Here is a 22,932-nt window from a genome sequence, read left to right as displayed (position 1 = left end):
AATAATCATTATAAGTTTCTTATTCATGTATTGTAGAGTTCTAATATGAAATATTGCATATGAAAATACATTGAAGTTCATATTGCTGATTACTATAATCTATTTAGTAGAAAGGGAATATGTTATATAAATAAAATCACTATAAATTAATATAATGATTAATTGTTGTTAATAGGAGGATTGAAGTAATGAAAATATTTCGAAAAATGTGTGCGTCAACTGTAATCATTACAACACTTTTAGGAACAGGAGGCACTATCAATAGTGTACATGCTAATTCTATAGAGCAGCAGAGTAAATTAGGAATAGATCAAGAAACAGATAAGCAAATCATTGTAAAATTTAAAGCGGATTTGAAATTTCCATATGAAGATGGTATTGAAAAACAAATACAATCTCAAACGAACGACAAAGTACTAGAAGATCTTTTGGTAGAATATCCAGATGTAACATTCACGCGTTTATTCACATCTGTAAGTCCAGAGGAAATAGAAGACCTTGAAGTGAAAGCACCCAATAATGTATCTACAAATTTATTAAACTACTATATTCTTCAAACTCAAAATGGTGAGCAGAAAGAAGAACTAGTAGATAGGTTAAAGAAATCTTCTTTAATAGGAGATGTGTATATGAAGAAGCAAGAAAAAATAACGCCACCAGAAGTGCGACCATCAAGTGTATCTCTTAGTCCTAATAACAATCCTAGATTTAAACAACAAGGTTATTTAGAAGCAGCACCATACGGTATTAATGCGCCCTTCGCCTGGGAAGTTCAAGGCGGTAACGGAAATGGTATAACTTTTGTTGATATGGAATATGGATGGTTATTAAATCATGAGGATTTAGTACATCAAAATATTGAATTAATGTCTGGAATAAATATAGATCAACATGTCGGTCATGGGACGTCTGTACTAGGAATTGTATCCTCTGAGGACAATGAAGTTGGGAATATTGGGATTGCGCCAAAAGCGAAAGCAAAGGTGATCTCTCAAATAAGAGATAACGGACAGTATAATACAGCTGATGCAATATTAAGTGCTGTGAATCAGTTAGAAGCTGGGGATGTTTTATTATTAGAGGCACAAGCTTCCTTTGATGGATATGGTGATAAATATTTACCTGTTGAGGTACAACCAGATATCTTTGATGCAATTCGTGCCGGTACAGATAAAGGTGTTGTCATTATAGAAGCTGGAGCAAATGGTTGGAATGATTTAGACCAATTTAAAGATAGAAATGGTAAACAAATTTTAAATCGTAATAGTAAAGATTTTAAAGATTCAGGTGCAATTATGGTAGGAGCGGGCTCTTCATCTTTCCCTCATGAGCGTATGTGGTTTTCGAATTATGGCAGCCGTATTGATGTGTATGGATGGGGAGAAAACGTAGATACAACTACAGCAGAGCAAAGTCGAAGTGCTGTAAATCTTTATACCTCTAGCTTTAGTGGCACGTCGAGTGCGTCACCTATTATTGCCGGAGCAGCGACTTTAGTACAAAGCATTGCGAAAGAAAATTTAGGACAACCATATAGACCGAGTGAACTAAGAGCAATATTAAGCAACCAGAGCACAGGAACAAAATCTAAAGATCCATATGCAGATAAAATTGGTGTTTTACCAGATTTGAAGTCTATACTAGTTAACTTAGGGTATGGACAAAGAAAACCAAACGGTGGGAATGAGTTACAAGTAACAGAAAATGAACCAAATAATGAACGTATACAGGCAAATAAAGTTAACTTTCATACACCGGTGAAAGGAACGTTACATAATAGTGATAGAGTAGATGTATTTACTTTCCAAATTGACTCTATGGAAAATATTAGCATATCCCTACTAAATGAACAAAATATCGGAATGACATGGGTACTTCATCATGAATCAGATTTAAATAACTATGTAGCATATGGTGAAAATGAAGGAAATGTAGTGAAAGGAACTTATAATGCAAAGCCAGGTAAATATTATTTATACGTCTATAAGTATGAGAATAAAGATGGTTCATATGTATTGAATATAAAGTAAACGAAAGGAGCTTCAGATGAAGTTCCTTTAAATTTTTCTAATTCAGGATATATGAATGTTTTTTAACTTTATTTCTATGCAATATTTCATACTTATGAAATGATATTTATTTTTTACTCACTAGATTATATTATATTCAATAAGTTTGATATAAAACAAAAAAGGAGGAATAATAATGGGCAGTAAGAAATTTATTTTGAAATTATTCATATGTAGTACGATATTTATCACATTTGTATTTGCTTTACATGAGAAGAGAGTCGTCGCGGCTAGCTCTGTTAATGAGCTTGAAAATTGGTCAAAATGGATGCAACCTATACCTGATAATATCCCGTTAGCACGAATTTCAATTCCAGGAACACATGATAGTGGAACGTTCAAGTTGCAAAATCCGATTAAGCAAGTATGGGGAATGACGCAAGAGTATGATTTTCGCTATCAAATGGATCATGGAGCTCGCATTTTTGATATAAGAGGACGCTTAACAGATGATAATACGATAGTTCTTCATCATGGGCCATTATATCTTTATGTAACACTGCATGAATTCATAAATGAAGCGAAACAATTTTTAAAAGATAACCCGAGTGAAACAATTATTATGTCTTTAAAAAAAGAGTATGAGGATATGAAAGGAGCAGAAGGTTCCTTTAGTAATACGTTTGAAAAAAATTATTTTGTTGATCCTATCTTTTTAAAAACAGAAGGAAATATAAAACTTGGAGATGCTCGTGGGAAAATTGTACTACTAAAAAGATATGGCGGTAGTAATGAATCTGGAGGATATAATAATTTTTATTGGCCAGATAATGAGACGTTTACGACAACTGTAAATCAAAACGTAAATGTAACGGTACAAGATAAATATAAAGTGGGTTATGATGAGAAAGTAAAATCTATTAAAGATACGATCAATGAAACGATGAATAATAGTGAGGATTTACATCATCTATATATTAATTTTACAAGTTTGTCTTCTGGTGGTACAGCATGGAATAGTCCATATTACTATGCCTCTTATATAAATCCTGAAATTGCAAACTATATAAAACAAAAGAGTCCTACAAGAGTAGGTTGGATCATTCAAGACTACATAAATGAAAAGTGGTCACCATTGCTGTATCAAGAAGTTATAAGAGCGAATAAGTCATTAATAAGAGATTAAAGATGATGAGAGTAAGAAGCGATAAAATATGTCGCTTCTTATTAAAAAACAGTGTATCTTGTAAATGGAACAATTTTTGAGTTATCTCAATCGATTTTTCATTATGAAGAGGCTAAACTTTTAAATCAAATTAATTTCAAATGAAAATTAGCATAAATAATCCTGCAAAAAAGCAACTGATCATAAGTGTTCAGTTGCTTTTTATTTTTAAAGTGGAGGAGCAAAAAAACATGAAAGTGGTTGGTCCGTTTTTGGCAAACATCCATTATGATAAGAGAAGAAAGGTAGTATGTTATTAACGTTTTAAAGAGGAAGTTCTTAATAAAAATAGACTGGCCTTAGAGAGGTGAAAATACAATGAGCTTTGCGATTTCACTAGTCGTTATTATTGTAGTTGGATCGCTGTTTGGGACCGTGCTAGTTGCGCGAAATGTGGAGGAGAATTACGGCAAGTCCACAAAGAGAAATGTGAAAAATTTATCTGCAATCTATATTCTCCTTCTTTTTGTACTACTGCTAGGGGTAACATGGTATGCGGTAATAATTTGATAGTTTGTAACAGAACTAAAGCGAGAGTATGAAGCTGGAATTTCAGAAGCTATCGAGTAATCAGAAACGGAGCTATTTTAATATATCCATTTTAGGATGAGAAAATGTGACTAATTAATACTATTTTTACGGTAAATACTGTTAGTAATAAATTGAGGGTAGTTAGCTTTGAAAGGAGGCAACTATATGGAATGGAAACCAAATCGTGCAGATAAGACGCCTGTATATAAACAAATAGCGGATTATATTGAAAGGGGTATTTCTTCAGGTGAGTTTCCTTCTGACAGTAAGTTACCTTCTGAGCGCATGTTAGCAAAAGAATTACAGGTGAATAGGAGTACGATAGTAGCTGCATATGAAGAATTAAAATCACTTGGAGTAGTAGAACGGCAAAAAGGAAGCGGAACACGGGTGAATACAGACATATGGGGTGTTTCACATAAACGAATACCGAACTGGGGTAGGTACGTTGAGGATGGATCGTTCTTACCTAACGTACCACTCGTTCAACAAATTAGAACGGAAACACAAAAAGAAGACTTAATTAATTTAGCGAGTGGTGAATTGTCACCAGAATTAATTCCGAGTGATAGATTCCGAACAATTTTGTCGGAGAAAACATTTATGGAAAACCTCGGTTATGACCATCCACTTGGAAATGAAATGTTGAGAAAAACAATTGCGGCACATGTTCAGCAATATAAACAAATTGAAGCAGATTCGAATTCTATCCTTATTACATCAGGAGCACAGCAGGCACTTAATCTTATCGTTCAATGCTTATTAAAACCTGGCGATGCGATTGCAATTGAGGACCCTTCGTATTGTTTTTCACTGCCGATGTTTAAATCTGCTGGCTTAAAAATATTCCATTTACCTGTTGATCAGCATGGAATGAATCCAGAAGACTTAATTGATTTGCATAAAAAGCATCGTATTCGTATGGTATTTTTAAATCCGGATTATCAAAATCCAACTGGAACTGTGCTTTCATTAGCAAGACGTAAAAAGATTTTAGAACTGTCTTCTGAATTTGGTATACCGATTGTAGAAGATGATCCGTATAGCTTAACTTCATTTAATGGAGAGGTGAATCCAACATTAAAATCAATGGATCAAAACGGCAATGTTCTTTATATAAGTTCATTATCAAAAATTGTTGCATCAGGATTACGTATTGGCTGGGTAATTGGCCCAATGCGTGTAATAGAACGTTTAGCGGATGCAAAGCAGCAAGTTGATTTTGGCCATAGCGTATTTACGCAGTGGGTGGCAAATCAATTTTTAGAATCAGAAGATTTTCATGCACATATTACAATGCTCCGTGGACAATTGAAGGAAAGAAGAGATGTGTTAATTAGAAAGCTTGAAGAAATATTAGGGGACCAGGTTGAATTCTTTGTTCCAGAGGGTGGAATACATTTATGGTGCAAAGTGCAAGGAACGTTTGATGAATATCATTTATTAGGTGAATCTATACGAAATGGTGTAGCGTTTGTCCCGGGGAGTGTTTTAGGTACTAAAAGTGAATATGTTCGTTTTACTTTTGGGAGAGTAAATGTCGAACAAATTCAGCTGGGAATGACGAGATTTGCGGAAACGTTAAATGAAATTTCATAATAGTAATGCGTAATATTGAAATGAGGGAAAGAAATGAAGTACGTGATGCTTTTACTTCAAGTAGGCGTGCTATATGTATTTAGCTTAGTTGGTACGTGGATTCAAGGGGTATTCCATCTATCAATGCCAGGAAGTTTAATAGGGATGTTAATGCTTTTTCTACTCCTTTCTATTCGTATTTTACCATTAAAGTGGTTTGAGGAAGGTGCGGAAAAGTTAATCGTATTTTTACCGTTATTTTTAATCCCTTCGACAACAGGACTGATGGAATATGGGTCTTTTCTTTTTAGTAAGGGAAGTAGTATATTCATTTTAGTAGTTGCAAGTACGGTAGTAACTTTGATTGTTTCAGGGTATATAAGTCAATTAGTAGTAACATCCAAAAAATAAAATCGACAAGGTGCAAGATGCAAATGGTCTTAATTATTATTACAGTAGTAATTTATTTATTGGCGACAAAGTTATATGAAAAATTTACGTTTCCATTCACGTTACCGGTGTTAACAGTTACTACAATTATGATTTGTTTATTTTTGATTTTTGGTATTTCTCATCATGAGTATAGGGGAAATGGGGGAGACATTCTTTCAAGCTTATTGAGTCCTGCAATCGTAGCGTTAGCGATACCACTATTTAAAGAGCGAAAGATACTGATGAAAAACTTTTTATCGATACTAATCGGCGTAGTGACAGGTATACTGGCTTTAACGACTATGAATGTAGTGATTGGTGGAATGTTACATATAGATAAGGAACTTATACTAACCACCCTACCACAATTAGCAACGATGCCTATTGCTATTTCAATAGCGGAGCAAATTGGTGGCATTCCATCTATGACTGCTAGTTTTGTAGTTGTTGCGGGAATAACAGGTGCTATGATTGGACCAACAGTACTTAAGTTGTTCCGTATAACAAGTACGATTGGAAAAGGAGTGGGAATGGGCTGCGCATCACATATTATCGGGGTAAGTCGTCTCGTGAAGGAAGGCGAGGGAGAAGCGACAATCGGTTCGGTGACGATGATTGTTACGGGAATACTTATTAGTATATTCATACCGTTTGGAACGAAATTTATATTTTAACATGTAATGGAGATGATGAAAATGACAACATGGTTTATAGTTACATTATTTGTTTTTGGAGCTATTAAAGTATTAGTTTCTAGTATGCCGACTTCTGTTGTAGAATCAATTATTAGTAAATTTGAATTGCATCAAAAACTTGAGGAAGAGAATACCTCTATATCGATAGATGGAAAAAATATAGAGGGAGAAACGAAACTACAAGTTATTCATGAATTTAATGAGGCTTTATTTTTAGATAAGCATTATTTTCCGCCGCACGGGGAAGGAACACCAATCGTGATTAAAACGAAGAAAGGGAATAAAGAGATTAGCTTTTCTCTATATAGCCATGAAGAACATGTTGATGTAATAAAGCAATATAAAAAGAAAATTGTTGCCTATCGTTTACGTTCAAAAAGTCTTCAAACTCTTGCACCATTAATAATAACCGAAGAGTATGCTTAAGAAGAGATCTATAAGGATTTTTCAGACTGTAGACAAACTATTTTTTAAGAGTTCAGATGCTAAAAATAGTTTGTCTCTTACTTTATAGTAAATTTACCCAATGAGATATATACGTAGTGTTTTCTATGCTACAATTTACTATAAGTGAGGAAGGAAGGTGTCTTATGAAAATATCCGTTTATGTTGCAAGTGCATTTAGCAAGGAGCATAAAGGCGGAAATAAAGCAGGAGTGGTATTTACTGAGAATAATACATTGACCACAACTCAAAAAATGGCAATAGCTAAACAACTGGGCTATGCGGAAACCGCATTTATATCAGAATCTGAAATTGCTGATTATAAATTTGAGTATTTTACACCAAAAGAAGAAGTTGATTTATGTGGTCACGCTACAATTGGCTCTTTCGTGATACTGATGCATTTAAATAAACTTTGCCAGAATCGCTATACGATTGAAACGAACAGCGGTGTTCTTACTATTACCATAAAAGATGACATCATATTTATGGAACAAAACAAACCGATATTCTATGATGTTGTATCTCCAAACGAGTTCATCGACTGTTTTGACATGAAAGCTATAGACGATAAATATCCAATTCAAATTGTCTCCACAGGCTTAAAAGATATTTTAATTCCTATAAAAAGCGAAACACGATTACATACACTGCAACCTAATTTTGAAAAAATTAAAGAAATTAGCAAGTATTATAATGTTGTCGGAATGCATCTATATACTTTTAATGACAATCGAATTATATGCAGAAATTTTGCTCCACTATACGACATCAATGAAGAAGCAGCGACTGGAACTTCAAACGGTGCATTAGCTTGCTACCTTTATGAACAGCACAACTTGCAAAAAGAAGTCTATGTATTTGAACAAGGTTATTCTTTACACTCGCCTTCTGAAATATTAGTTAAATTAGCAACCAATAGCAACAATAAAGTAGAAAAAGTTTATGTTGGCGGCAAAGGCTACTACTGTGAAACTAAGTATTTAAATGTAGAAAATATTGATTGAAAATAAAGAGATCTATAAGGATCTCTTTATTTTTGTATGAAATCATATACTTTCCAAATAAAAGAAAAGAAAATCATATAGCCAAATAAAGAATATGTATGATTCCAATCTAAGCAATGAATAAAGAAACCGAATCTTTCAGCAATCTGTTCAAAAATGCTAGCACAAATACCGATTGAAATAATAAAAAGAATTCTAGAAACTGTAGATAATCTTTTTGAAATTTGTATAAAAATCGTTGTTAAAATCGGTAGTACAAAGAGAGTAAAGCCGATGTTAACTGAAAATATGGAGGGAAAGGGTCTAACCGGAAAGGAATATAATTGTTTTGCAACAAAAAATGCATCTAAGTAAGTTCCGATAATAGAAGAGAGTAAGATTGTAATGACTAATGCGAAAAGGTTATTCGTCTTCTCGAAGGAGAACATTTTTCTTTGCAAGAATGGCAAGTTCAATTTTTTCGAGTGTTTTACAGTACTCTTCTGTAATTTGTCCATTTATATTTTCCTCCTTATCCACTAAGTAATTTACGACTTGCCAGTCCGTAAACCAATCTTCACTGTCAACTTCTTCATGCTCTATATCTCGCCATGCGTAGATGAGTGCAGGACTGTATATACGATAAGCGCCATTACGCAACTGGCATTTCTTTATTCGGCGTTTATAAAACTCACGGGAAAAAGATTCATTCACACTTGAAAATAAATGAGGCCAGTAATCTTTCCTTGAGCCTGTATGAGGATGGTGTTGGGCCCAGCTTATTACTTGAGATAAAACATGTGTATCCCGAAATAATAATGAATACAACCTTTTTCCAATTAAGATCCGTTCGTGTAAGGAAGTGAAATGTTTCATTGTATCACCAAATAGTAATACGTTTTGTTTCTTATCATTTGCGTAGAATGGGAACAGGATATGATTAAACTGAAAGAAATCAAATAGTTTAAATCCAATACTATTTAGTACAGTCTTTTTAAAGTGTACATTTTGAATCACTCTTTTTTCTAAGTAGTTTTGTTCATTAATAATAGTTGCAATTGCTAATGTTTTTTTGTTACCTGTTTTCCAAAAATCGTTCCACATCGTTTCCATAAATGTAGAAACATTTAGGTGAGGGAGAAGGTGAAATAGCTTTTGTGTTCTTTTTACACTTTGTTCATAAAGCAGAAATTGAGGATAGACATCTTGAAAAATAAGCCAATTTCCTCTTTCTAAAAAAGAAAAAAATGTGATTTGCTCTTTCTCTGATAAAATTTTCGTATATAAATCTCCCCTTAAATCAGTCATATTCCAACCGCCGTTACGTGATACCATATGCCCAAGTAGTGCCCAATGTATTTCCGGATATTGAACGTAAAATTGGTAGTATGCACGTGTTCTTGTGACATTATTTTTATTTAGCTGTTCTGTCTGCATTTTTATGTTGTTGATGATGATTTGCTCTTCTTTCGTTAATTTATACATCGTGCCAGAATGAGTGAGTTTACTTTTTTGTTTCAATTCATTTTTCACATCAAATAGGGAGAGAGGCAGTGCCTTGGAAGGTCCGTTATATGTATGATTTGAATTGCTTCGGTACATTCCGTTACCTCCCTTTTTCATAAATTTAAACATGACTATTGGCTATGAATCATTCTATTTATTTTATTACGAGTATAAGAAATAAATGAGCGCTGTTTATTACAAGGAATTTATCATACAAACAGTATAAAAAATCTTACTGTTTTTTATTTTGTCAATTAAATGTAACAAACGACGATTATGATTTGAATCAATTGAAAATAATTCAATAAATGTTAATTGAAATGCTTGGTAGGAGGAAAAGGAATGCTAAATAAAATAATTTTAATCACTGGTGGCACAGGTTCGTGGGGGCATGAGCTTATAAAGCAACTATTAGAAAAATCACCGAAAGAAATTAGGGTTTTTTCAAGAAATGAAACGGTTCAGTTTGAAATGCAGCAACAGTTTATAAATGATGATAGATTAAAATTTATTATTGGAGATATTCGTGACAAGGATCAATTAGTTTATGCATGCCAAGGTGTACATTATGTATTCCATCTTGCAGCTTTAAAACATGTTCCAGTATGTGAGTATTATCCTTATGAAGCTATAAAAACTAATATACATGGTACGCAAAATGTAATCGAAGCATCTTTACAGATGCAAGTTGAGAAAGTTATATATGTTTCAACGGATAAAGCAGCCGATCCATCAAATACGTATGGGATGACAAAAGCAATTGGTGAAAAGTTAATGGTTCATGCGAATGTACAAACGAAGAAAACAAAATTTATTTGTGTTCGTGGTGGAAATGTTTTAGGGACGAGTGGAAGTGTGGTACCGCTTTTTAAAAAACAAATTAAAAAATCTTCACAAGTAGGGATTACCGATGCGAATATGACTAGATTTTTCTTAACAATTGAAGATGCTGTTGGATTGTTATTTAAAGCCGTATATCAAGGCAGAGGCGGGGAGATCTTTGTTATGAAAATGCCGGCATGTAAAATAACAGATTTAGCAGAAGTGTTAATTGAAGATTCGAAAAAAGAAAATGTGAAGTTAAAAGAGGTAGGGATCAGGCCGGGTGAAAAATTAAGTGAAATGCTTTTATCTGAGGTAGAGAGTAAAACGAGTATAAGTTTTGATCAAAATTATTTTGTGGTACTACCTACTATTCCTATAGAAGGGCTTCAAGAATATTATGCTAGTTTTCCGCTTGTGGATGTGAAGAGTTTTAGTTCACAACAAGACTTACTTGCAAAACATGAAGTGAAACAAATGCTATTAAAAGGAGGATTTTTACGATGAAAAAAAATGCGAGCCTTTTAATAACTGGTGCAAATGGTTTTACAGGACGCCATGCTTGCCAATATTTTTTAGAACAGGGCTTTCATGTAATTCCTATGTTTCAAAATCGTACACATAGAGAAAAAAATGAAAATGGTATTACTTGTAATTTAACGAATAAGAGCGAAGTAATGAAGGTAATGAAACAAATAAAGCCAGATTATGTATTACATTTAGCCGGTAGGAATTCAGTCATAGAGTCTTGGACAGCTGCTCTTGAATATGTAGAAATTAATGCAATAGGGACGTTATATTTATTAGAGGCAATTAAGCAAGAAGCCTCGCATTGTAGAACATTAGTTATAGGATCTGCTTTGCAAGCAGATAGTATAAACGAAATAAAAATTTCAAATCCATATAGTTTAAGTAAAACGATGCAAGTCATTATTGCAGAGGCTTGGGGCGAATTAATGGGTTCAAATATTATCATTGCAAAGCCCTCAAACTTAATTGGTCCAGGAGTATCAAATGGCATTTGTTCGATTCTCGCAAAAAAAATGATAGATATAGAATCAGGTAGAAGTAAAGCCATTATTGAAGTAAACAGTTTGAAAGATAGTAGGGATTTTCTAGATGTACGTGATGCGGTTAAAGCGTATCATGTGTTATTACGAGATGGAATAAATGGAAAACAGTATAATATCGGATCAGGAGTGAAACGATCTTTATTAGAGGTACTAGAACAATATAAAGAATTAACTCAGCTGAATTTTTTCATAGAGGAAACAGAAAAAAGTGGGAGTGATTCAAATGATAGTTTAGTAATAGAGGAAATAAAAAGGTTAGGTTGGATCCCAGAAATTCAATTCCATCAATCATTAAAAGATGTACTTGAGTATGAGAAGTGTAGTGACATCTGCATGCAATGAAAAACAAAAAGGGTGTAAGAAATATATGAATGGCTATGAAACAATAAATAATCAAAATACACTATTTCTTTTAATTGTTGATACGCTGGACTGGAAGAATGAAGAAGAGCATGCTTTGCGTATCTATGAGGCGATAAATAAATGTCGAGCCTATGTGGAAGGGAAAAAGGGTGATCGAAAAAATCCAGTAATAGATGCAGGAACTAGGCCTGTAATCCGAGTTTTTGCTCAGTATGAATGTAGTGAGTATGGAAATGATTTTTATGACCTCATGAAAGATTTTTTGCAAGATATAGGATTTGAGTTAAAGGTTTATATATATAATGCTAAGGTTACTTACATGTAATAGATTAGTATAAAATAAGATTTTTTAATCATAAAGGTGGATATAAATTATGAATAAAAAGATTCTCTTTACTGGGGGCGGTACAGCCGGACACGTAATGATTAATATAGTATTGATTCCTAAATTTATGGAAAAAGGATGGGGAGTTGAGTATATTGGATCTCAAAATGGAATTGAAAAACTATTAGTTCAAAATGTTAAATACAATATTGTTTCAACAGGAAAGCTTAGGAGATATTGGGATTTGGAGAACTTTAAAGATCCTTTTAAAATAATAAAAGGTTGCATTCAAAGCTATAAATTAATGAAACGAATAAAACCAGATGTTATTTTTTCGGCAGGAGGATTTGTTTCTGTTCCTGTAGTAATAGGAGCATGGATGAATAAAGTACCCGTAATAATACGTGAACCAGATAGTACGTTAGGATTAGCAAATAAAATAGCATTACCTTTTACTACAAAACTATGTACAACATTTCCTCAGACAGGAGAAAATGTAAGTAATGAGAAGAAGGTTTATGTAGGACCAATTGTAAGGGAAGAAATTGAGAGAGGCAACGTATTGCGGGGAAGAAGCTATTGTAAATTTAAGCAAGATAAACCGGTATTGTTAATTATGGGTGGGAGTCAAGGCGCTCAATGGATAAATGATATGGTAAGAAAAAGTTTGGAAACATTGTTGTTAAATTTTAATATTGTTCATATGTGCGGTAAAGGGAAGGTAGATTCATCTGTTGGCATGGAAGGTTATATGCAATTCGAATATATAGGGGAAGAATTGCCGCACATACTAAATATGGCGAGTGTTGTAGTTTCCAGAGCGGGTTCTACTGCTATTTCTGAATTGTTATTTTTGAAGAAACCGATGTTGCTTATCCCGTTAACTAACAGTTCCAGTAGGGGAGATCAAGTTTTAAATGCTGAATATTTTTCTCGGCAAGGATATGCGGAAGTTATACTCCAAGACAGAGTAAGTACGAATACATTTATACATGCAGTAAATAAGTTGTATACAAATAAGGAGAGATATATTCAAAACATGAATGGATATAAGAAAACTAATAATGAGGGGATTCATCAATTAATAGATATAATAAATGAAGTAGTGAAGTAATAGAAATGTAAATAAAAAACAAAAGGAAAGAAGATCTCTTCTTTCCTTTTTGCTATAGTTGTTCAAATTCATTATTACTTATAACAATTAGCCATGTACTATGGGTGAATCCCGATTTCTAATAGTTCAGTAAATGCATGCGTATGGATAGGTTTACTATAATAGTACCCTTGAATAAACTGACATTTATTTTTTTGAAGGAAACTCACGTGTTCTTTCGTTTCTACACCTTCAGCGATAACTGACATTCCTAATGTATTTGCTAATGTGATGATCGTTTTAATAATTTCCATTCCATCATCACATGTTTCAGACATTGTAATAAATTCTCTCGGGATTTTTAACGTATCGATTGGATATAAAGGTAAATAGGCTAGCGAAGAATAACCAGTACCAAAGTCGTCAATTGAAATGTGAACGCCTAAACTCTTTAGTGTACGCAGTTTTATTAATGTTTCTCGCTCATCCATCATTGCAATTCGTTCTGTTAATTCAAGATCAAGAGAACTTGCTGGTAAACCTGTATTTGTTAATGTAGCAGAAATAGACTTTACAAAATCTTCTTGTTCAAATTCTTTAGCAGATAAATTTACACCTATTTTCAAATGTGAATATCCGCTTGTGTGCCAACGTTTCATTTGCTCACAAGCTTGTTGTAGTGTCCATTTTCCTATTGGAATGATTTGTAGCGTTTCTTCTGCAATCGGAATAAACTCGTATGGAGAAATAACACCTAATTCAGGATGATTCCACCTAATTAAAGCTTCAGCACCGATAATTTTGTTAGACTTGCTATCAACTTGAGGTTGATATAAAAGGAACAATTCTTCATTTTGAATTGCATTTGGTAAATCTTTTTCTAATCGCAATCGTCTTTCAATTTTTTTTGCAATTACATCATCATAAATAGAGACAGAATTAAGTTCTTTTGCTTTCGCATCATACATTGCAACATTAGCGTTTTTCAGAAGTGTAGCGGTATCGATTCCGGAATGTGGATAAATAGCGATGCCGATACTTAGTGATAAAGTTAATGTATGTTCATATATGACAAACGATTTTTCCATGCATTCAAATAACTGGTTGCATAACTCGAATAAGGAATCTTCGTCAGTATAGTTTTCAATTAAGATTGTAAATTCATCGCCACCGATTCTTGATAGATGAGTATGTGATGGAAGACATGATTGGAATCGCTTCGCTACTTCTTCTAATATGTGATCTCCTGCCGAATGTCCAAGTGTATCGTTAATTGCTTTAAAGCGATCTAAGTCCAAATATAATAATGCAAACTCGCTTTCTGTCGTTTTAGCATTTTTTATAATTCTTTTTAATTTCTTATGGAAAAAGGCACGGTTCCCAATTTTCGTTACAGTATCATGGAATGCTAAATATTTTATTTCTTCTTGCTGTTTTTTTAGCGCAGTAATATCTTTCATCATAATATAGCTTCCTGAAATTTGCCCGTCTATCATAATAGGGACGATGGTAACGTATAAAGAATAAGTAAATCCATCTTTATATTGAGAACTAAGTTGTAAGGATGCTGATTCTTGTTGTTTCACTTTTTCTAATGCAGATGCTAGTTTATATTTGTCTTCATCTAAAATAATCGAAAAACAAGTTTCACCAAGTAACTCATCCGTTGGTACACCGAGTAGTATACTTCCAGCTTTATTTACATTTAAGAATACGCCATTTAAATCAATTGTAAAAATAGGGTCAGGATGATATTCATATAATGATTTGAATTTTTGTTGCTTTTGAGATAGAGCCTCAGATTTATGAACTAAATCTGAAGTCCGTAAAGTAACCTTTTCTTCTAGTTGAGCATTAAATGCCTGTAAACGTTTAGTTAGGGAATTGTTTTGCATACGTACAATAGAATGACGAATGAGTACGAAAATAAAAGTAATACAATTTCCCGTAATGAGAGTGGAAGATGATGTTTGTTCCTTTAATGTAAACCCAATTAGTATTGCAACAGCAAGATAGGGAAATACAACTAAAGCCTTTTTTCCTATTATAGGGTTTACAATGAAATAATTTTTATGACTATTACGATCTTCTGAAATAGATCCAGCTATTGCAATAAGTAATATAGGTATTCTATATAAAAGACGTAATAATGTTATCGCTTCAGTTGATAAATGGTTATTTAAGTAAAAATAAATATAGTTAAAAGTTGCAGAACTTATTAATACAAAAATAAAGATATAAATTTTCCGTTTAGAATTAAAAATTGTTGGACGGAAAAAGAGACTAACACCTAGTAGAAGGAATAATAAATCTGCAATTGGATATAGAAATGAAAGAAAAACATCTCCTAGTGAAAGAGAGAATATATTTAAATTTGGTTGATTAAATAAATACCACTCTAATGTGAATATGGAAGTAAGTACTATGCATATATCACAAATAAAGAATGCTTTTTCCCATTTATCGCATTCTTTTAGGATTTTATAGCAGAAAGCGATAAGACAGAAGAGTAGAAAAAGCATATAAAATACATCAGAAATAGTAAAACGATGTATTGGAATTTTGAAGAAGCTATCTTGATATGTATATACTATTTTTCCTAATAAAAAACTACCAATTGCTATCGTGATACATATCCAAAACGGATTTGAACTAACTTTTTTAGAATATATAGAATAAATGAGTGATACAAATGTAATGGCTTCAACAATAAGTGAAGCGAAGCGTACATCCGAATTTGAAAAATGAGTGGGGAATAGATAGAAAAACATAAAATAGATTGAATAACATATTAATGTTCCAATTAATATACATAGTTGTAAATTTTTATTTAATTTCAATAAAATCACCTTCTTTAATTATGTACCATATTCGTAATATCTATACATAATAATATTATTTAAGAATTGTATCAGATTTCCTTATAAAAATCATGTTTATAAGGAAGTTTTGAAAAGTATAATTGCTCTAAAAAATGAAAAATATTGCATTTGATAGTATATACTGCATAAAGATTTTAAATAGAAATTGTATATTTAGTCATCTTTTGAATTGTAAAGGTTTTTTAGTGATTTGAAAGTAGAGATGCAAAATTGCATATAAAATGATAAAGGCTTTTTTGAATTTTAATTTTTGACTGATAGAGGTTATTTTAAGTAAGACCTTTGTATGTATTTATTCTTATACTAATGAGTGATTTCAAAAATGTGTTACGTATGTACAATAATACGTAATCATGTATGAAATTTTTAGTATGGGAGGAAAATCATGAAAAATTTGGTGAAGTTTCGAATCGCACGTCCGACGAATAAGTTTGAAGAGGTTATAGCATTCTATGAAAAAGGATTAGGCTTAAAACGTATAGGTGAATTTTACGATCATGAAGGTTATGATGGGGTCATGTTTGGGCTCCCAGATGAAGAGTATCATTTAGAATTTACAAGACATATTGATGGGAGTCCTTGTCCAGCTCCGACAAAAGATAATTTACTTGTATTTTATATGAGTGAAGATAGTGAAATGAAGAAGGTGAGTAAAAGGCTGCATACATTGGGATACGATGAATTGGAACCAGAAAATCCATATTGGAAAGATAAGGGGATAACGATAGAGGACCCAGATGGTTGGAGAATTGTGTTGATGAAAATAGAAGAATAAGGGGTTACAAAACTGATAAGAACAAGGTTTCAAATTGGATAGGGTAAAATAAATCAGCTTTCTTCTAGGAAATAAAAATAGAAGGAAGCTGATTTGTTTTTTTGTCTGAAAATTTAAATTTGACAATCAATTGTAGGGGATGTAAATTGGGAACGTGTATTCTTATAAATTTGATAGTGTTGCCATTCAAAAGGAATGTATAAATAGGGAGGATTTTTTATGTTATTTCGAATTGAAGATGCAGAAATATACTATGAAATTGTTGGAGAAGGAAAACCAGTCATTATCATACATGGCTGTGCTCCTGACCATAGGTTAATGATGAAATGTATGGAATCAGTATTTCAAAAAGATGAAGGTTATAAGCGAATATATATTGATTTACCTGGAATGGGAAAGTCGAACGCTCCAGATTGGATAAATAGTTCAGATCATATATTAGAAGTGTTAACTATGTTTATTGAAGAAATCATTCCAAAGAAAGATTTTTTACTAGTAGGAGAGTCTTTCGGTGGATATTTAGCTAGAGGGATACTTTCAAAAATGTTTGAGAGAGTCAATGGACTATTATTAATATGTCCTGTGGTTGTTGCGATGCAAAAAGAAAGACGTTTACCGGATAAACAGATAATTGTACAAGATAAGGAGTTTTTAAATACGTTAACTTCTACCGAAAGAGAAGAATTTAGCGAGTTAGCAGTAATAGCAAATGAATATACATATAAGCGATTTCAAGAGGAAATTAAGCCGGGGTTAAATGTTGCTAATTATGAGTTTATTGAAAGGTTGCAAAAAAATTACTCTCTTACTATAGATTTTCACCGTAAGAAATATGAGAAACCTGTTCTGTTATTAGCCGGAAGACAAGATATATCGGTAGGTTATCAAGATATTATAGAAATTATTGATGATTACCCAAGAGCGACATTAGCGGTGTTAGATATGGCAGGGCATAATTTGCAAATTGAACAGCCTGAATTGTTCGAGAGTTTAGTAGGAGAATGGATTAGACGAACAAATCAACAAAGTTTATAAAAAACGAATGAATATTTTCAAGGAGGAAGTATGAATACGTATATTTATATAGAAAGTATTTTTATCAACTATTTTTAGAATGTTAAATCAATAAGTAATTATTCGGTTTCTGAATAATATAATTGAAAGTTGGTTTAAGTAAACAATTTTAAATGTGACAAAACTCCAAACGTTGGATTTATATTCAATAGGAGAAAAAGATGTAGAATTTTGTCTTACTGTCCTCGTTTACTTTTTATTTCATTACATATAGGCTTTGTGGTGTAAGGGAGGACATCACCTTTACGCAAAATCTATAAGGAGGTCATTGTAATGAAACAAATTAAAAAGTTTGCGGGAGTTGCTTTAGCGGGAACGATTGGATTAAGTGGACTACTGTTTTTAGAACCAAGTATAAGCGCTGCGGAATCACAGCAAGTGAAAGAGGAGAATTTCAATGCAATTGATGTATCGATGAATCTAAATGAATTATATGTATTAAGTGGCAGAAGCATTGATATTCTTTCTGGAGATAAAGAAGCAATTCAGCTAAATAAATACACAATTCGTTTTAGTAAACCCGGGAAGTACGTTATTAGGGTAAATGGTTGTATTTATAACGATGTATATACTTTTATTGTGAATGAGTAGCATATATTCTTAAATTGTGAGATGAAAAAGAAACACCCTATTTGCGGTGAGAATCGTAAATAGGGTGAATTTATTTGTATTAAATTGTACTTTAAACATGTTCACTAACTTTATTTTTGGTTTGTAAAGTATGTAGTAGTGTTTGAAACACCTTAAATGATTGCTGAAAGATGGGACTTTGAATAAAAGTGTATAGAAAAGTTACGATAAAAACAGGACCACCGAGCATAAATCCAATAACTAGTACAATGCATTCTACAATGATTCGAGCACGGCTAATAGATAGACCTGTTTTGTCGGAAATAGTAAGCATGAATCCATCACGAGGTCCAGCACCAATTCCAGCCGCAACATACATACCTCCACCGATACCTGTAATGGCAATACCAGAAAATAAAATGAGTAAGTTTATCCATAAATAATCACTAGCGTTTGGAAGAATATTTGATTGTAAGAAAAAGTCCATAATGGGACCGATAAGTAGTGCATTTAAAAATGTTCCCACATTTATATATTTTCGATCTACTAGTAAAGAAATGAGAACGAGACATAACCCACATATGACACTCCACGTACCAATCGTCCATCCAAACCTTTGGTAGAGAGCCATATTTAAAACTTCCCAAGGATGTAAACCGAGAAATTTTACTTTGACTGCAAGAGCATTTCCAAGCCCAAAGAAAATTAACCCTAAGAAAAAAAGAAAATAGCGAAAGAGGGCTAGCTTCATCTTTCATACCTCCCATATTTATAATTATGTATGTTACATGTTAAAGTTTAAATGTACAAATGTTATATCTTTTCAAATTTATTGTAAATCATTAAAAATGTGGATGGAATATAGATCTTTACAGTCAAAAAAGTTAAAATATTTCGTCTCAAGGATTATAATAGAGAAAGAAATATAAAAGGGAGTGAATGAATTTGAAACAAGAACTTATTGAAAGATTTACGAGATATGTAAAAATTGATACGCAATCAAATGAAGAAAGTCATACAGTGCCAACAACACCTGGACAAATTGAATTTGGTAAGTTATTAGTGAAAGAGCTAAAAGAAATTGGGTTAACAGAAGTAACGATGGACGATAACGGGTATGTAATGGCAACACTTCCTGCTAATACGGATAAGGATGTTCCTGTAATCGGCTTTTTAGCACATTTAGATACGGCAACAGACTTTACGGGAAAAAATGTAAAACCACAAATTCATGAAAACTTTGACGGGAACGCAATTACGTTAAATGAAGAGCTCAATGTTGTGTTAACGCCAGAACAGTTCCCAGAATTACCGTCTTATAAAGGACATACGATTATTACAACGGACGGTACAACACTGTTAGGAGCAGATGATAAAGCTGGTCTTACAGAAATTATGGTTGCCATGAATTATTTAATACATAATCCGCAAATTAAACATGGGAAAATTAGAGTTGCGTTTACGCCGGATGAAGAAATTGGCCGCGGCCCAGCGCATTTTGATGTAGAGGCGTTTGGCGCTTCATTTGCTTATACGATGGATGGAGGTCCATTAGGTGGTTTAGAGTATGAAAGCTTTAATGCTGCAGGCGCTAAGTTAACGTTTAACGGAACGAATACACATCCTGGGACAGCAAAAAATAAAATGTGTAATGCAACTAAACTTGCGATGGAGTTTAATAGCTATTTACCGGTAGAAGAGGCACCAGAATATACAGAGGGTTATGAAGGATTCTATCACTTACTTTCTTTAAATGGTGATGTTGAGCAAAGTAAAGCATATTATATTATTCGAGATTTTGATCGTGAAAACTTTGAAGCACGTAAAAATAACGTTGAAAATATTGTGAAGCAAATGCAAGAGAAGTATGGACAAGATGCAGTCGTTTTAGAAATGAATGATCAATACTATAACATGCTTGAAAAAATCGAACCAGTGAGAGAAATTGTTGATATTGCATATGAAGCAATGAAAAGTTTAAATATCGAACCAAACATTCATCCGATTCGTGGTGGAACAGATGGGTCACAATTATCGTATATGGGATTGCCAACGCCGAACATTTTCACAGGTGGTGAAAACTATCACGGTAAATTTGAGTATGTTTCGGTTGATGTTATGGAAAAAGCTGTTCAAGTTATTATAGAGATTGCAAAACGATTTGAAGAACAAGCTTAAAAAAGAACCAAGTAGTGCAAATGTACTACTTGGTTTTTTAGTATAATAATCGCCACAAATAAAAAGTTGCGTAAGATTCCCAGTTGATCCAATTTGCCGCGAAATCTTTTATTTCCTGTTTAGTCGGTTTACTTTCGGAACCTGTTATATATTTAATTGCATTGTGCAAACCAACATCGTCAATTGGAAAAGCGGAAGGAAATCGTAAACAGCGCATTAAAACATAGTGGGCAGTCCACGGCCCTATACCATGTATAGCAGTTAATTGTTTTTCAGCAATCTTTACATCTTGTGTTTGTAGTAAAGATTCTTTTGATAGTTTTCCTTCTGTAATAAGCTTGGCAATACCGATTAAATATTCACATTTTCTAGTCGTCATTTTTAAATTTTTGAGATCTTCTACATGTAAATTGGCAATCGTTTCAGGTGATGGAAATATCCAATGTTTTCTATCATTCCACTCTACATAACTTCCAAAGTGTTCGACTAATCTTCTTTTTAGTGTATAAGCATATGTGAGGTTTATTTGCTGACCGATAATTCCCCAGGAAAGTGCTTCAAATAAGTCTGGAATACTTAAAGTACGAAGACCATAATATTGTTCAATTGGTCTTTGAAGGAGTACATCATGTTTAGCTAATGCATAAAAGGGAGCTAAATTAGTAGTTAAATCAAACCATTCAGTTACATAGTTAGCTACAGCATCGCGTATCGATTTTGCAGATGTATAGGATTCTTCTAAAAAACGTATTTGAATATATCCATCCGTATTCATACTAATTTCAACTAAAGGATTTACATCTTGAACAGGGATAACTTTGTAAATTTTGTTATTTTCAATGTAAAACATACATTCATTGTTAGAGCGTGATAGATAGCTTACATTTTCTTGGAAACTAAATTCTGTTGGAACTGCTAAAGTTAATGCGCTAGTATAGTTTGCTGTCATATGCATTGTACCTGCGATTTTTCTAATGTTAGCAATTCTTTCTTCATTTCTAATCCACCTCTAAAGCCGGTTAGTTTCCCATTCTTCCTTATAACACGATGGCAAGGAATTGTAATGAGAAGAGGGTTGGCTGCAATAGCGGTAGCAACGGCACGCACAGCAGTAGGTTTTTGTATTGTTTCGGCAATTTTTGAATAAGAATATGTCTTCCCATAGGGAATTTCACGTACCGTACTCCAAACAGATAATTGAAATGCAGTTCCGTAAGCATCGATAGGGGATGTAAAGGTTTCTCTCTTGTTTTCTAAATACTCGATAATTTCTTTTGTATATATTTGTAAGTAATCTGGACTATGGATCAATATATGTTGAGGCAATTTTTTTCTAGCCCATATATTTACTTCTTCAAAGGTTTCGTTTTGTGATCCAATGAAACATAGTCCAGTTTCAGTTGCAGCAATATGAAACTTCCAATTTGCATGTGTAAGTAGCGTCCAATATATATAATTATTTTTGTAAGAATTCATTATTGTATCCCTCTTTCATTTCATTCTTTTTTCGATATTCAGTAGGGGTAAATCCAGTTTTCTTTTTAAATAAAGTTGCGAAATATTCTGGGTTTTCTATCCCGACGGCAGTACTAATTTCTTTAATGGGTTGATTTGTGTGTAAAAGGTGTTCTGCTGCTTTAACAATTCTGAACTGCTGTATATATTCTATCGGACTTATTCCTATCATTTTTTTGAAAGTGCGTTGTAAATGAAAGGGGCTACCATGGCACATTTCTGCAAGTATGTCTAGAGTTAATAATTCATCAAAGTGTTTTTCGATATACTCTTTAATTTGTTCTACCCACTCTTCATTAGGTAAAGTGAGCCCATTTGGTTTACAACGTTTGCACGGGCGAAAGTTTTCACTTAATGCTTGCTCTGCATGATGAAAAATTCGTACATTGTTTTTATTCGGTATTCTTGATTTGCATGACGGTCGGCAAAAAACCCCGGTTGATTTCACGGCATAAAAGAATTTGCTATCATAGGAAGAATCATTATGAATAATTGCTTGCCAATGCTCATTTGTTAACGTAACTCTTTCATTGTGCAAAGAACATCACCTCTGAAATTAGTATAACCTGAATAAAGTGTGTATGTATGTATTCATAAATGTAAGAGCAAGATTACAAAGGTGAAAATATTGGATGGCGTTTAGATTATTTTGTTGTTTCCGAGAGAATGAAAGACCAAATAACAGCGGCGGAAATTAATAGTGAAGTAATGGGGTCAGACCATTGCCCAGTTGAATTACATATAAATTTCTAAAAAAAGAAGTATCTACCTAACATTAGGCGGATACTTCTTTTTTAATTCAGTTTGTTAAAATTTTTCAAATCTTTCTTGAAATAATTGCATATTAAATATATAC

Annotated in this window: 23 protein-coding genes and 2 pseudogenes; 18 read left to right on the top strand and 7 right to left on the bottom strand. The window is 32.9% G+C overall.

All coding sequences use genetic code 11. The annotated features are described in order from the left end of the window. The first annotated feature begins 188 nt into the window (after nt 1–188). The 9 genes and pseudogenes from ACTFSI_RS00790 to ACTFSI_RS00750 all read left to right on the top strand — a co-directional run bounded on the left by ACTFSI_RS00790 (nt 189) and on the right by ACTFSI_RS00750 (nt 7,921). Nucleotides 189–2,030 (top strand): S8 family peptidase, encoded by a 1,842-nt coding sequence (locus ACTFSI_RS00790; protein ID WP_440045205.1) that lies wholly within the window; start codon nt 189–191, stop codon nt 2,028–2,030. Between the two features lie 175 nt (nt 2,031–2,205). Then, entirely contained in the window at nt 2,206–3,195 is a 990-nt protein-coding gene (gene plcA / locus ACTFSI_RS00785) for a phosphatidylinositol diacylglycerol-lyase (RefSeq protein ID WP_270363094.1), read from the top strand. 48 nt (nt 3,196–3,243) lie between these two features. Then, nucleotides 3,244–3,339: pseudogene (locus ACTFSI_RS00780) on the top strand (GntR family transcriptional regulator); the annotation flags it as partial. Nucleotides 3,340–3,552: 213 nt separating this feature from the next. Next, nucleotides 3,553–3,744, top strand: a complete 192-nt coding sequence (locus ACTFSI_RS00775; RefSeq protein WP_270363093.1) for a hypothetical protein — start codon at nt 3,553–3,555, stop codon at nt 3,742–3,744. 186 nt (nt 3,745–3,930) lie between these two features. Continuing rightward, complete coding sequence (gene pdxR / locus ACTFSI_RS00770; protein ID WP_440045204.1) at nt 3,931–5,364, top strand: MocR-like pyridoxine biosynthesis transcription factor PdxR; 1,434 nt, start codon at nt 3,931–3,933, stop codon at nt 5,362–5,364. Between the two features lie 33 nt (nt 5,365–5,397). Then, nucleotides 5,398–5,754, top strand: a complete 357-nt coding sequence (locus ACTFSI_RS00765) for a CidA/LrgA family holin-like protein (protein ID WP_440045203.1) — start codon at nt 5,398–5,400, stop codon at nt 5,752–5,754. A gap of 23 nt (nt 5,755–5,777) precedes the next feature. Further along, nucleotides 5,778–6,449, top strand: coding sequence for an LrgB family protein (locus tag ACTFSI_RS00760; RefSeq protein ID WP_138321268.1), 672 nt, complete (start codon nt 5,778–5,780; stop codon nt 6,447–6,449). Between the two features lie 21 nt (nt 6,450–6,470). Beyond that, complete coding sequence (locus ACTFSI_RS00755) at nt 6,471–6,896, top strand: YfmQ family protein (protein WP_044791608.1); 426 nt, start codon at nt 6,471–6,473, stop codon at nt 6,894–6,896. Nucleotides 6,897–7,060: 164 nt separating this feature from the next. Beyond that, nucleotides 7,061–7,921, top strand: a complete 861-nt coding sequence (locus ACTFSI_RS00750) for a PhzF family phenazine biosynthesis protein (protein ID WP_138321270.1) — start codon at nt 7,061–7,063, stop codon at nt 7,919–7,921. Between the two features lie 26 nt (nt 7,922–7,947). Here the strand turns inward: ACTFSI_RS00750 and ACTFSI_RS00745 are convergent, their stop codons facing one another. Both ACTFSI_RS00745 and ACTFSI_RS00740 read right to left on the bottom strand, forming a co-directional pair. After that, complete coding sequence (locus ACTFSI_RS00745) at nt 7,948–8,418, bottom strand: CBO0543 family protein (protein ID WP_270363084.1); 471 nt, start codon at nt 8,416–8,418, stop codon at nt 7,948–7,950. Further along, entirely contained in the window at nt 8,324–9,502 is a 1,179-nt protein-coding gene (locus ACTFSI_RS00740; RefSeq protein ID WP_440045202.1) for a DUF2515 domain-containing protein, read from the bottom strand. Before ACTFSI_RS00740 ends, ACTFSI_RS00745 begins: the two co-directional genes overlap by 95 nt. Nucleotides 9,503–9,748: 246 nt before the next feature. Between ACTFSI_RS00740 and ACTFSI_RS00735 the strand changes: the two genes are divergently transcribed. From ACTFSI_RS00735 to ACTFSI_RS00720, 4 genes are read left to right on the top strand one after another with little or no spacing between them, the layout of a single operon-like run. Continuing rightward, a complete protein-coding gene (locus ACTFSI_RS00735; RefSeq protein ID WP_000932606.1) occupies nt 9,749–10,735 on the top strand; it encodes a UDP-N-acetylglucosamine 4,6-dehydratase family protein in 987 nt (328 codons plus the stop codon). Further along, nucleotides 10,732–11,643, top strand: coding sequence for an NAD-dependent epimerase/dehydratase family protein (locus ACTFSI_RS00730; protein ID WP_070806733.1), 912 nt, complete (start codon nt 10,732–10,734; stop codon nt 11,641–11,643). Before ACTFSI_RS00735 ends, ACTFSI_RS00730 begins: the two co-directional genes overlap by 4 nt. 25 nt (nt 11,644–11,668) lie before the next feature. After that, a complete protein-coding gene (locus ACTFSI_RS00725; protein ID WP_044791616.1) occupies nt 11,669–11,989 on the top strand; it encodes a DUF6572 domain-containing protein in 321 nt (106 codons plus the stop codon). Nucleotides 11,990–12,038: 49 nt separating this feature from the next. After that, nucleotides 12,039–13,103, top strand: coding sequence for an undecaprenyldiphospho-muramoylpentapeptide beta-N-acetylglucosaminyltransferase (locus tag ACTFSI_RS00720; RefSeq protein WP_001035067.1), 1,065 nt, complete (start codon nt 12,039–12,041; stop codon nt 13,101–13,103). 98 nt (nt 13,104–13,201) lie between these two features. Here the strand turns inward: ACTFSI_RS00720 and ACTFSI_RS00715 are convergent, their stop codons facing one another. Further along, nucleotides 13,202–15,922: a sensor domain-containing phosphodiesterase gene (locus ACTFSI_RS00715; RefSeq protein WP_000773544.1), complete on the bottom strand. Its 2,721-nt coding sequence runs from the start codon at nt 15,920–15,922 to the stop codon at nt 13,202–13,204. 427 nt (nt 15,923–16,349) lie between these two features. On the opposite strand from ACTFSI_RS00715, the gene ACTFSI_RS00710 reads away from it, so the two are divergent. From ACTFSI_RS00710 to ACTFSI_RS00700, 3 genes are all read left to right on the top strand, one after another. Further along, the gene (locus tag ACTFSI_RS00710; protein WP_440045201.1) at nt 16,350–16,739 is read left to right on the top strand and encodes a VOC family protein; all 390 of its coding nucleotides are present in this window, start codon (nt 16,350–16,352) and stop codon (nt 16,737–16,739) included. A gap of 219 nt (nt 16,740–16,958) precedes the next feature. After that, complete coding sequence (locus ACTFSI_RS00705) at nt 16,959–17,774, top strand: alpha/beta fold hydrolase (protein WP_000898907.1); 816 nt, start codon at nt 16,959–16,961, stop codon at nt 17,772–17,774. 312 nt (nt 17,775–18,086) lie between these two features. Next, a complete protein-coding gene (locus tag ACTFSI_RS00700) occupies nt 18,087–18,404 on the top strand; it encodes a hypothetical protein (RefSeq protein ID WP_000809487.1) in 318 nt (105 codons plus the stop codon). Nucleotides 18,405–18,495: 91 nt separating this feature from the next. Here ACTFSI_RS00700 and ACTFSI_RS00695 read toward each other — a convergent pair whose 3' ends face one another. Next, nucleotides 18,496–19,134 carry a YczE/YyaS/YitT family protein gene (locus ACTFSI_RS00695; protein WP_000761596.1) on the bottom strand — a complete coding sequence of 213 codons (639 nt, stop codon included), beginning with the start codon at nt 19,132–19,134 and terminating at the stop codon, nt 18,496–18,498. 194 nt (nt 19,135–19,328) lie between these two features. Between ACTFSI_RS00695 and pepT the strand changes: the two genes are divergently transcribed. After that, nucleotides 19,329–20,561 (top strand): peptidase T, encoded by a 1,233-nt coding sequence (gene pepT, locus ACTFSI_RS00690; RefSeq protein ID WP_000807022.1) that lies wholly within the window; start codon nt 19,329–19,331, stop codon nt 20,559–20,561. A 37-nt stretch (nt 20,562–20,598) separates the two neighbouring features. Here the strand turns inward: pepT and ACTFSI_RS00685 are convergent, their stop codons facing one another. The 3 genes from ACTFSI_RS00685 to adaA are packed head-to-tail and all read right to left on the bottom strand — an operon-like array spanning nt 20,599 to nt 22,614. After that, nucleotides 20,599–21,510, bottom strand: a complete 912-nt coding sequence (locus ACTFSI_RS00685) for a DNA-3-methyladenine glycosylase family protein (protein WP_000126418.1) — start codon at nt 21,508–21,510, stop codon at nt 20,599–20,601. Then, a complete protein-coding gene (locus ACTFSI_RS00680; protein ID WP_440045200.1) occupies nt 21,507–22,037 on the bottom strand; it encodes a methylated-DNA--[protein]-cysteine S-methyltransferase in 531 nt (176 codons plus the stop codon). The genes ACTFSI_RS00685 and ACTFSI_RS00680 overlap by 4 nt, the downstream gene beginning before the upstream one ends. Next, entirely contained in the window at nt 22,018–22,614 is a 597-nt protein-coding gene (adaA, locus tag ACTFSI_RS00675) for a bifunctional transcriptional activator/DNA repair enzyme AdaA (protein WP_138321281.1), read from the bottom strand. The genes ACTFSI_RS00680 and adaA overlap by 20 nt, the downstream gene beginning before the upstream one ends. Before the next feature lie 77 nt (nt 22,615–22,691). Here adaA and ACTFSI_RS00670 point away from each other — a divergent pair. Beyond that, a pseudogene (locus tag ACTFSI_RS00670) lies at nt 22,692–22,829 on the top strand (exodeoxyribonuclease III); the annotation flags it as partial. Nucleotides 22,830–22,932 lie beyond the last annotated feature (103 nt).

This window comes from Bacillus cereus group sp. MYBK101-2 (assembly GCF_051918845.1).
In the GTDB taxonomy this organism is placed as follows: domain Bacteria; phylum Bacillota; class Bacilli; order Bacillales; family Bacillaceae_G; genus Bacillus_A; species Bacillus_A paranthracis.
The sequence above is the reverse complement of the archived record's forward strand: the minus strand, read 5'-3'. Positions and strand labels throughout refer to the sequence as shown.

Excerpts from the sequence above, each read along its gene's own strand:
- ACTFSI_RS00705 (WP_000898907.1), top strand. The coding sequence starts at position 16,959 with ATGTTATTTCGAATTGAAGATGCAGAAATATACTATGAAATTGTTGGA.
- ACTFSI_RS00720 (WP_001035067.1), top strand. The coding sequence starts at position 12,039 with ATGAATAAAAAGATTCTCTTTACTGGGGGCGGTACAGCCGGACACGTA.
- ACTFSI_RS00695 (WP_000761596.1), bottom strand. The coding sequence starts at position 19,134 with ATGAAGCTAGCCCTCTTTCGCTATTTTCTTTTTTTCTTAGGGTTAATT.
- ACTFSI_RS00775 (WP_270363093.1), top strand. The coding sequence starts at position 3,553 with ATGAGCTTTGCGATTTCACTAGTCGTTATTATTGTAGTTGGATCGCTG.
- ACTFSI_RS00735 (WP_000932606.1), top strand. The coding sequence starts at position 9,749 with ATGCTAAATAAAATAATTTTAATCACTGGTGGCACAGGTTCGTGGGGG.
- ACTFSI_RS00790 (WP_440045205.1), top strand. The coding sequence starts at position 189 with ATGAAAATATTTCGAAAAATGTGTGCGTCAACTGTAATCATTACAACA.
- ACTFSI_RS00750 (WP_138321270.1), top strand. The coding sequence starts at position 7,061 with ATGAAAATATCCGTTTATGTTGCAAGTGCATTTAGCAAGGAGCATAAA.
- ACTFSI_RS00755 (WP_044791608.1), top strand. The coding sequence starts at position 6,471 with ATGACAACATGGTTTATAGTTACATTATTTGTTTTTGGAGCTATTAAA.
- ACTFSI_RS00760 (WP_138321268.1), top strand. The coding sequence starts at position 5,778 with ATGGTCTTAATTATTATTACAGTAGTAATTTATTTATTGGCGACAAAG.
- ACTFSI_RS00730 (WP_070806733.1), top strand. The coding sequence starts at position 10,732 with ATGAAAAAAAATGCGAGCCTTTTAATAACTGGTGCAAATGGTTTTACA.
- ACTFSI_RS00680 (WP_440045200.1), bottom strand. The coding sequence starts at position 22,037 with ATGAATTCTTACAAAAATAATTATATATATTGGACGCTACTTACACAT.
- ACTFSI_RS00685 (WP_000126418.1), bottom strand. The coding sequence starts at position 21,510 with ATGACAGCAAACTATACTAGCGCATTAACTTTAGCAGTTCCAACAGAA.
- plcA (WP_270363094.1), top strand. The coding sequence starts at position 2,206 with ATGGGCAGTAAGAAATTTATTTTGAAATTATTCATATGTAGTACGATA.
- ACTFSI_RS00725 (WP_044791616.1), top strand. The coding sequence starts at position 11,669 with ATGAATGGCTATGAAACAATAAATAATCAAAATACACTATTTCTTTTA.
- ACTFSI_RS00700 (WP_000809487.1), top strand. The coding sequence starts at position 18,087 with ATGAAACAAATTAAAAAGTTTGCGGGAGTTGCTTTAGCGGGAACGATT.
- ACTFSI_RS00765 (WP_440045203.1), top strand. The coding sequence starts at position 5,398 with ATGAAGTACGTGATGCTTTTACTTCAAGTAGGCGTGCTATATGTATTT.
- pdxR (WP_440045204.1), top strand. The coding sequence starts at position 3,931 with ATGGAATGGAAACCAAATCGTGCAGATAAGACGCCTGTATATAAACAA.
- ACTFSI_RS00745 (WP_270363084.1), bottom strand. The coding sequence starts at position 8,418 with ATGGACAAATTACAGAAGAGTACTGTAAAACACTCGAAAAAATTGAAC.
- ACTFSI_RS00710 (WP_440045201.1), top strand. The coding sequence starts at position 16,350 with ATGAAAAATTTGGTGAAGTTTCGAATCGCACGTCCGACGAATAAGTTT.
- ACTFSI_RS00740 (WP_440045202.1), bottom strand. The coding sequence starts at position 9,502 with ATGTACCGAAGCAATTCAAATCATACATATAACGGACCTTCCAAGGCA.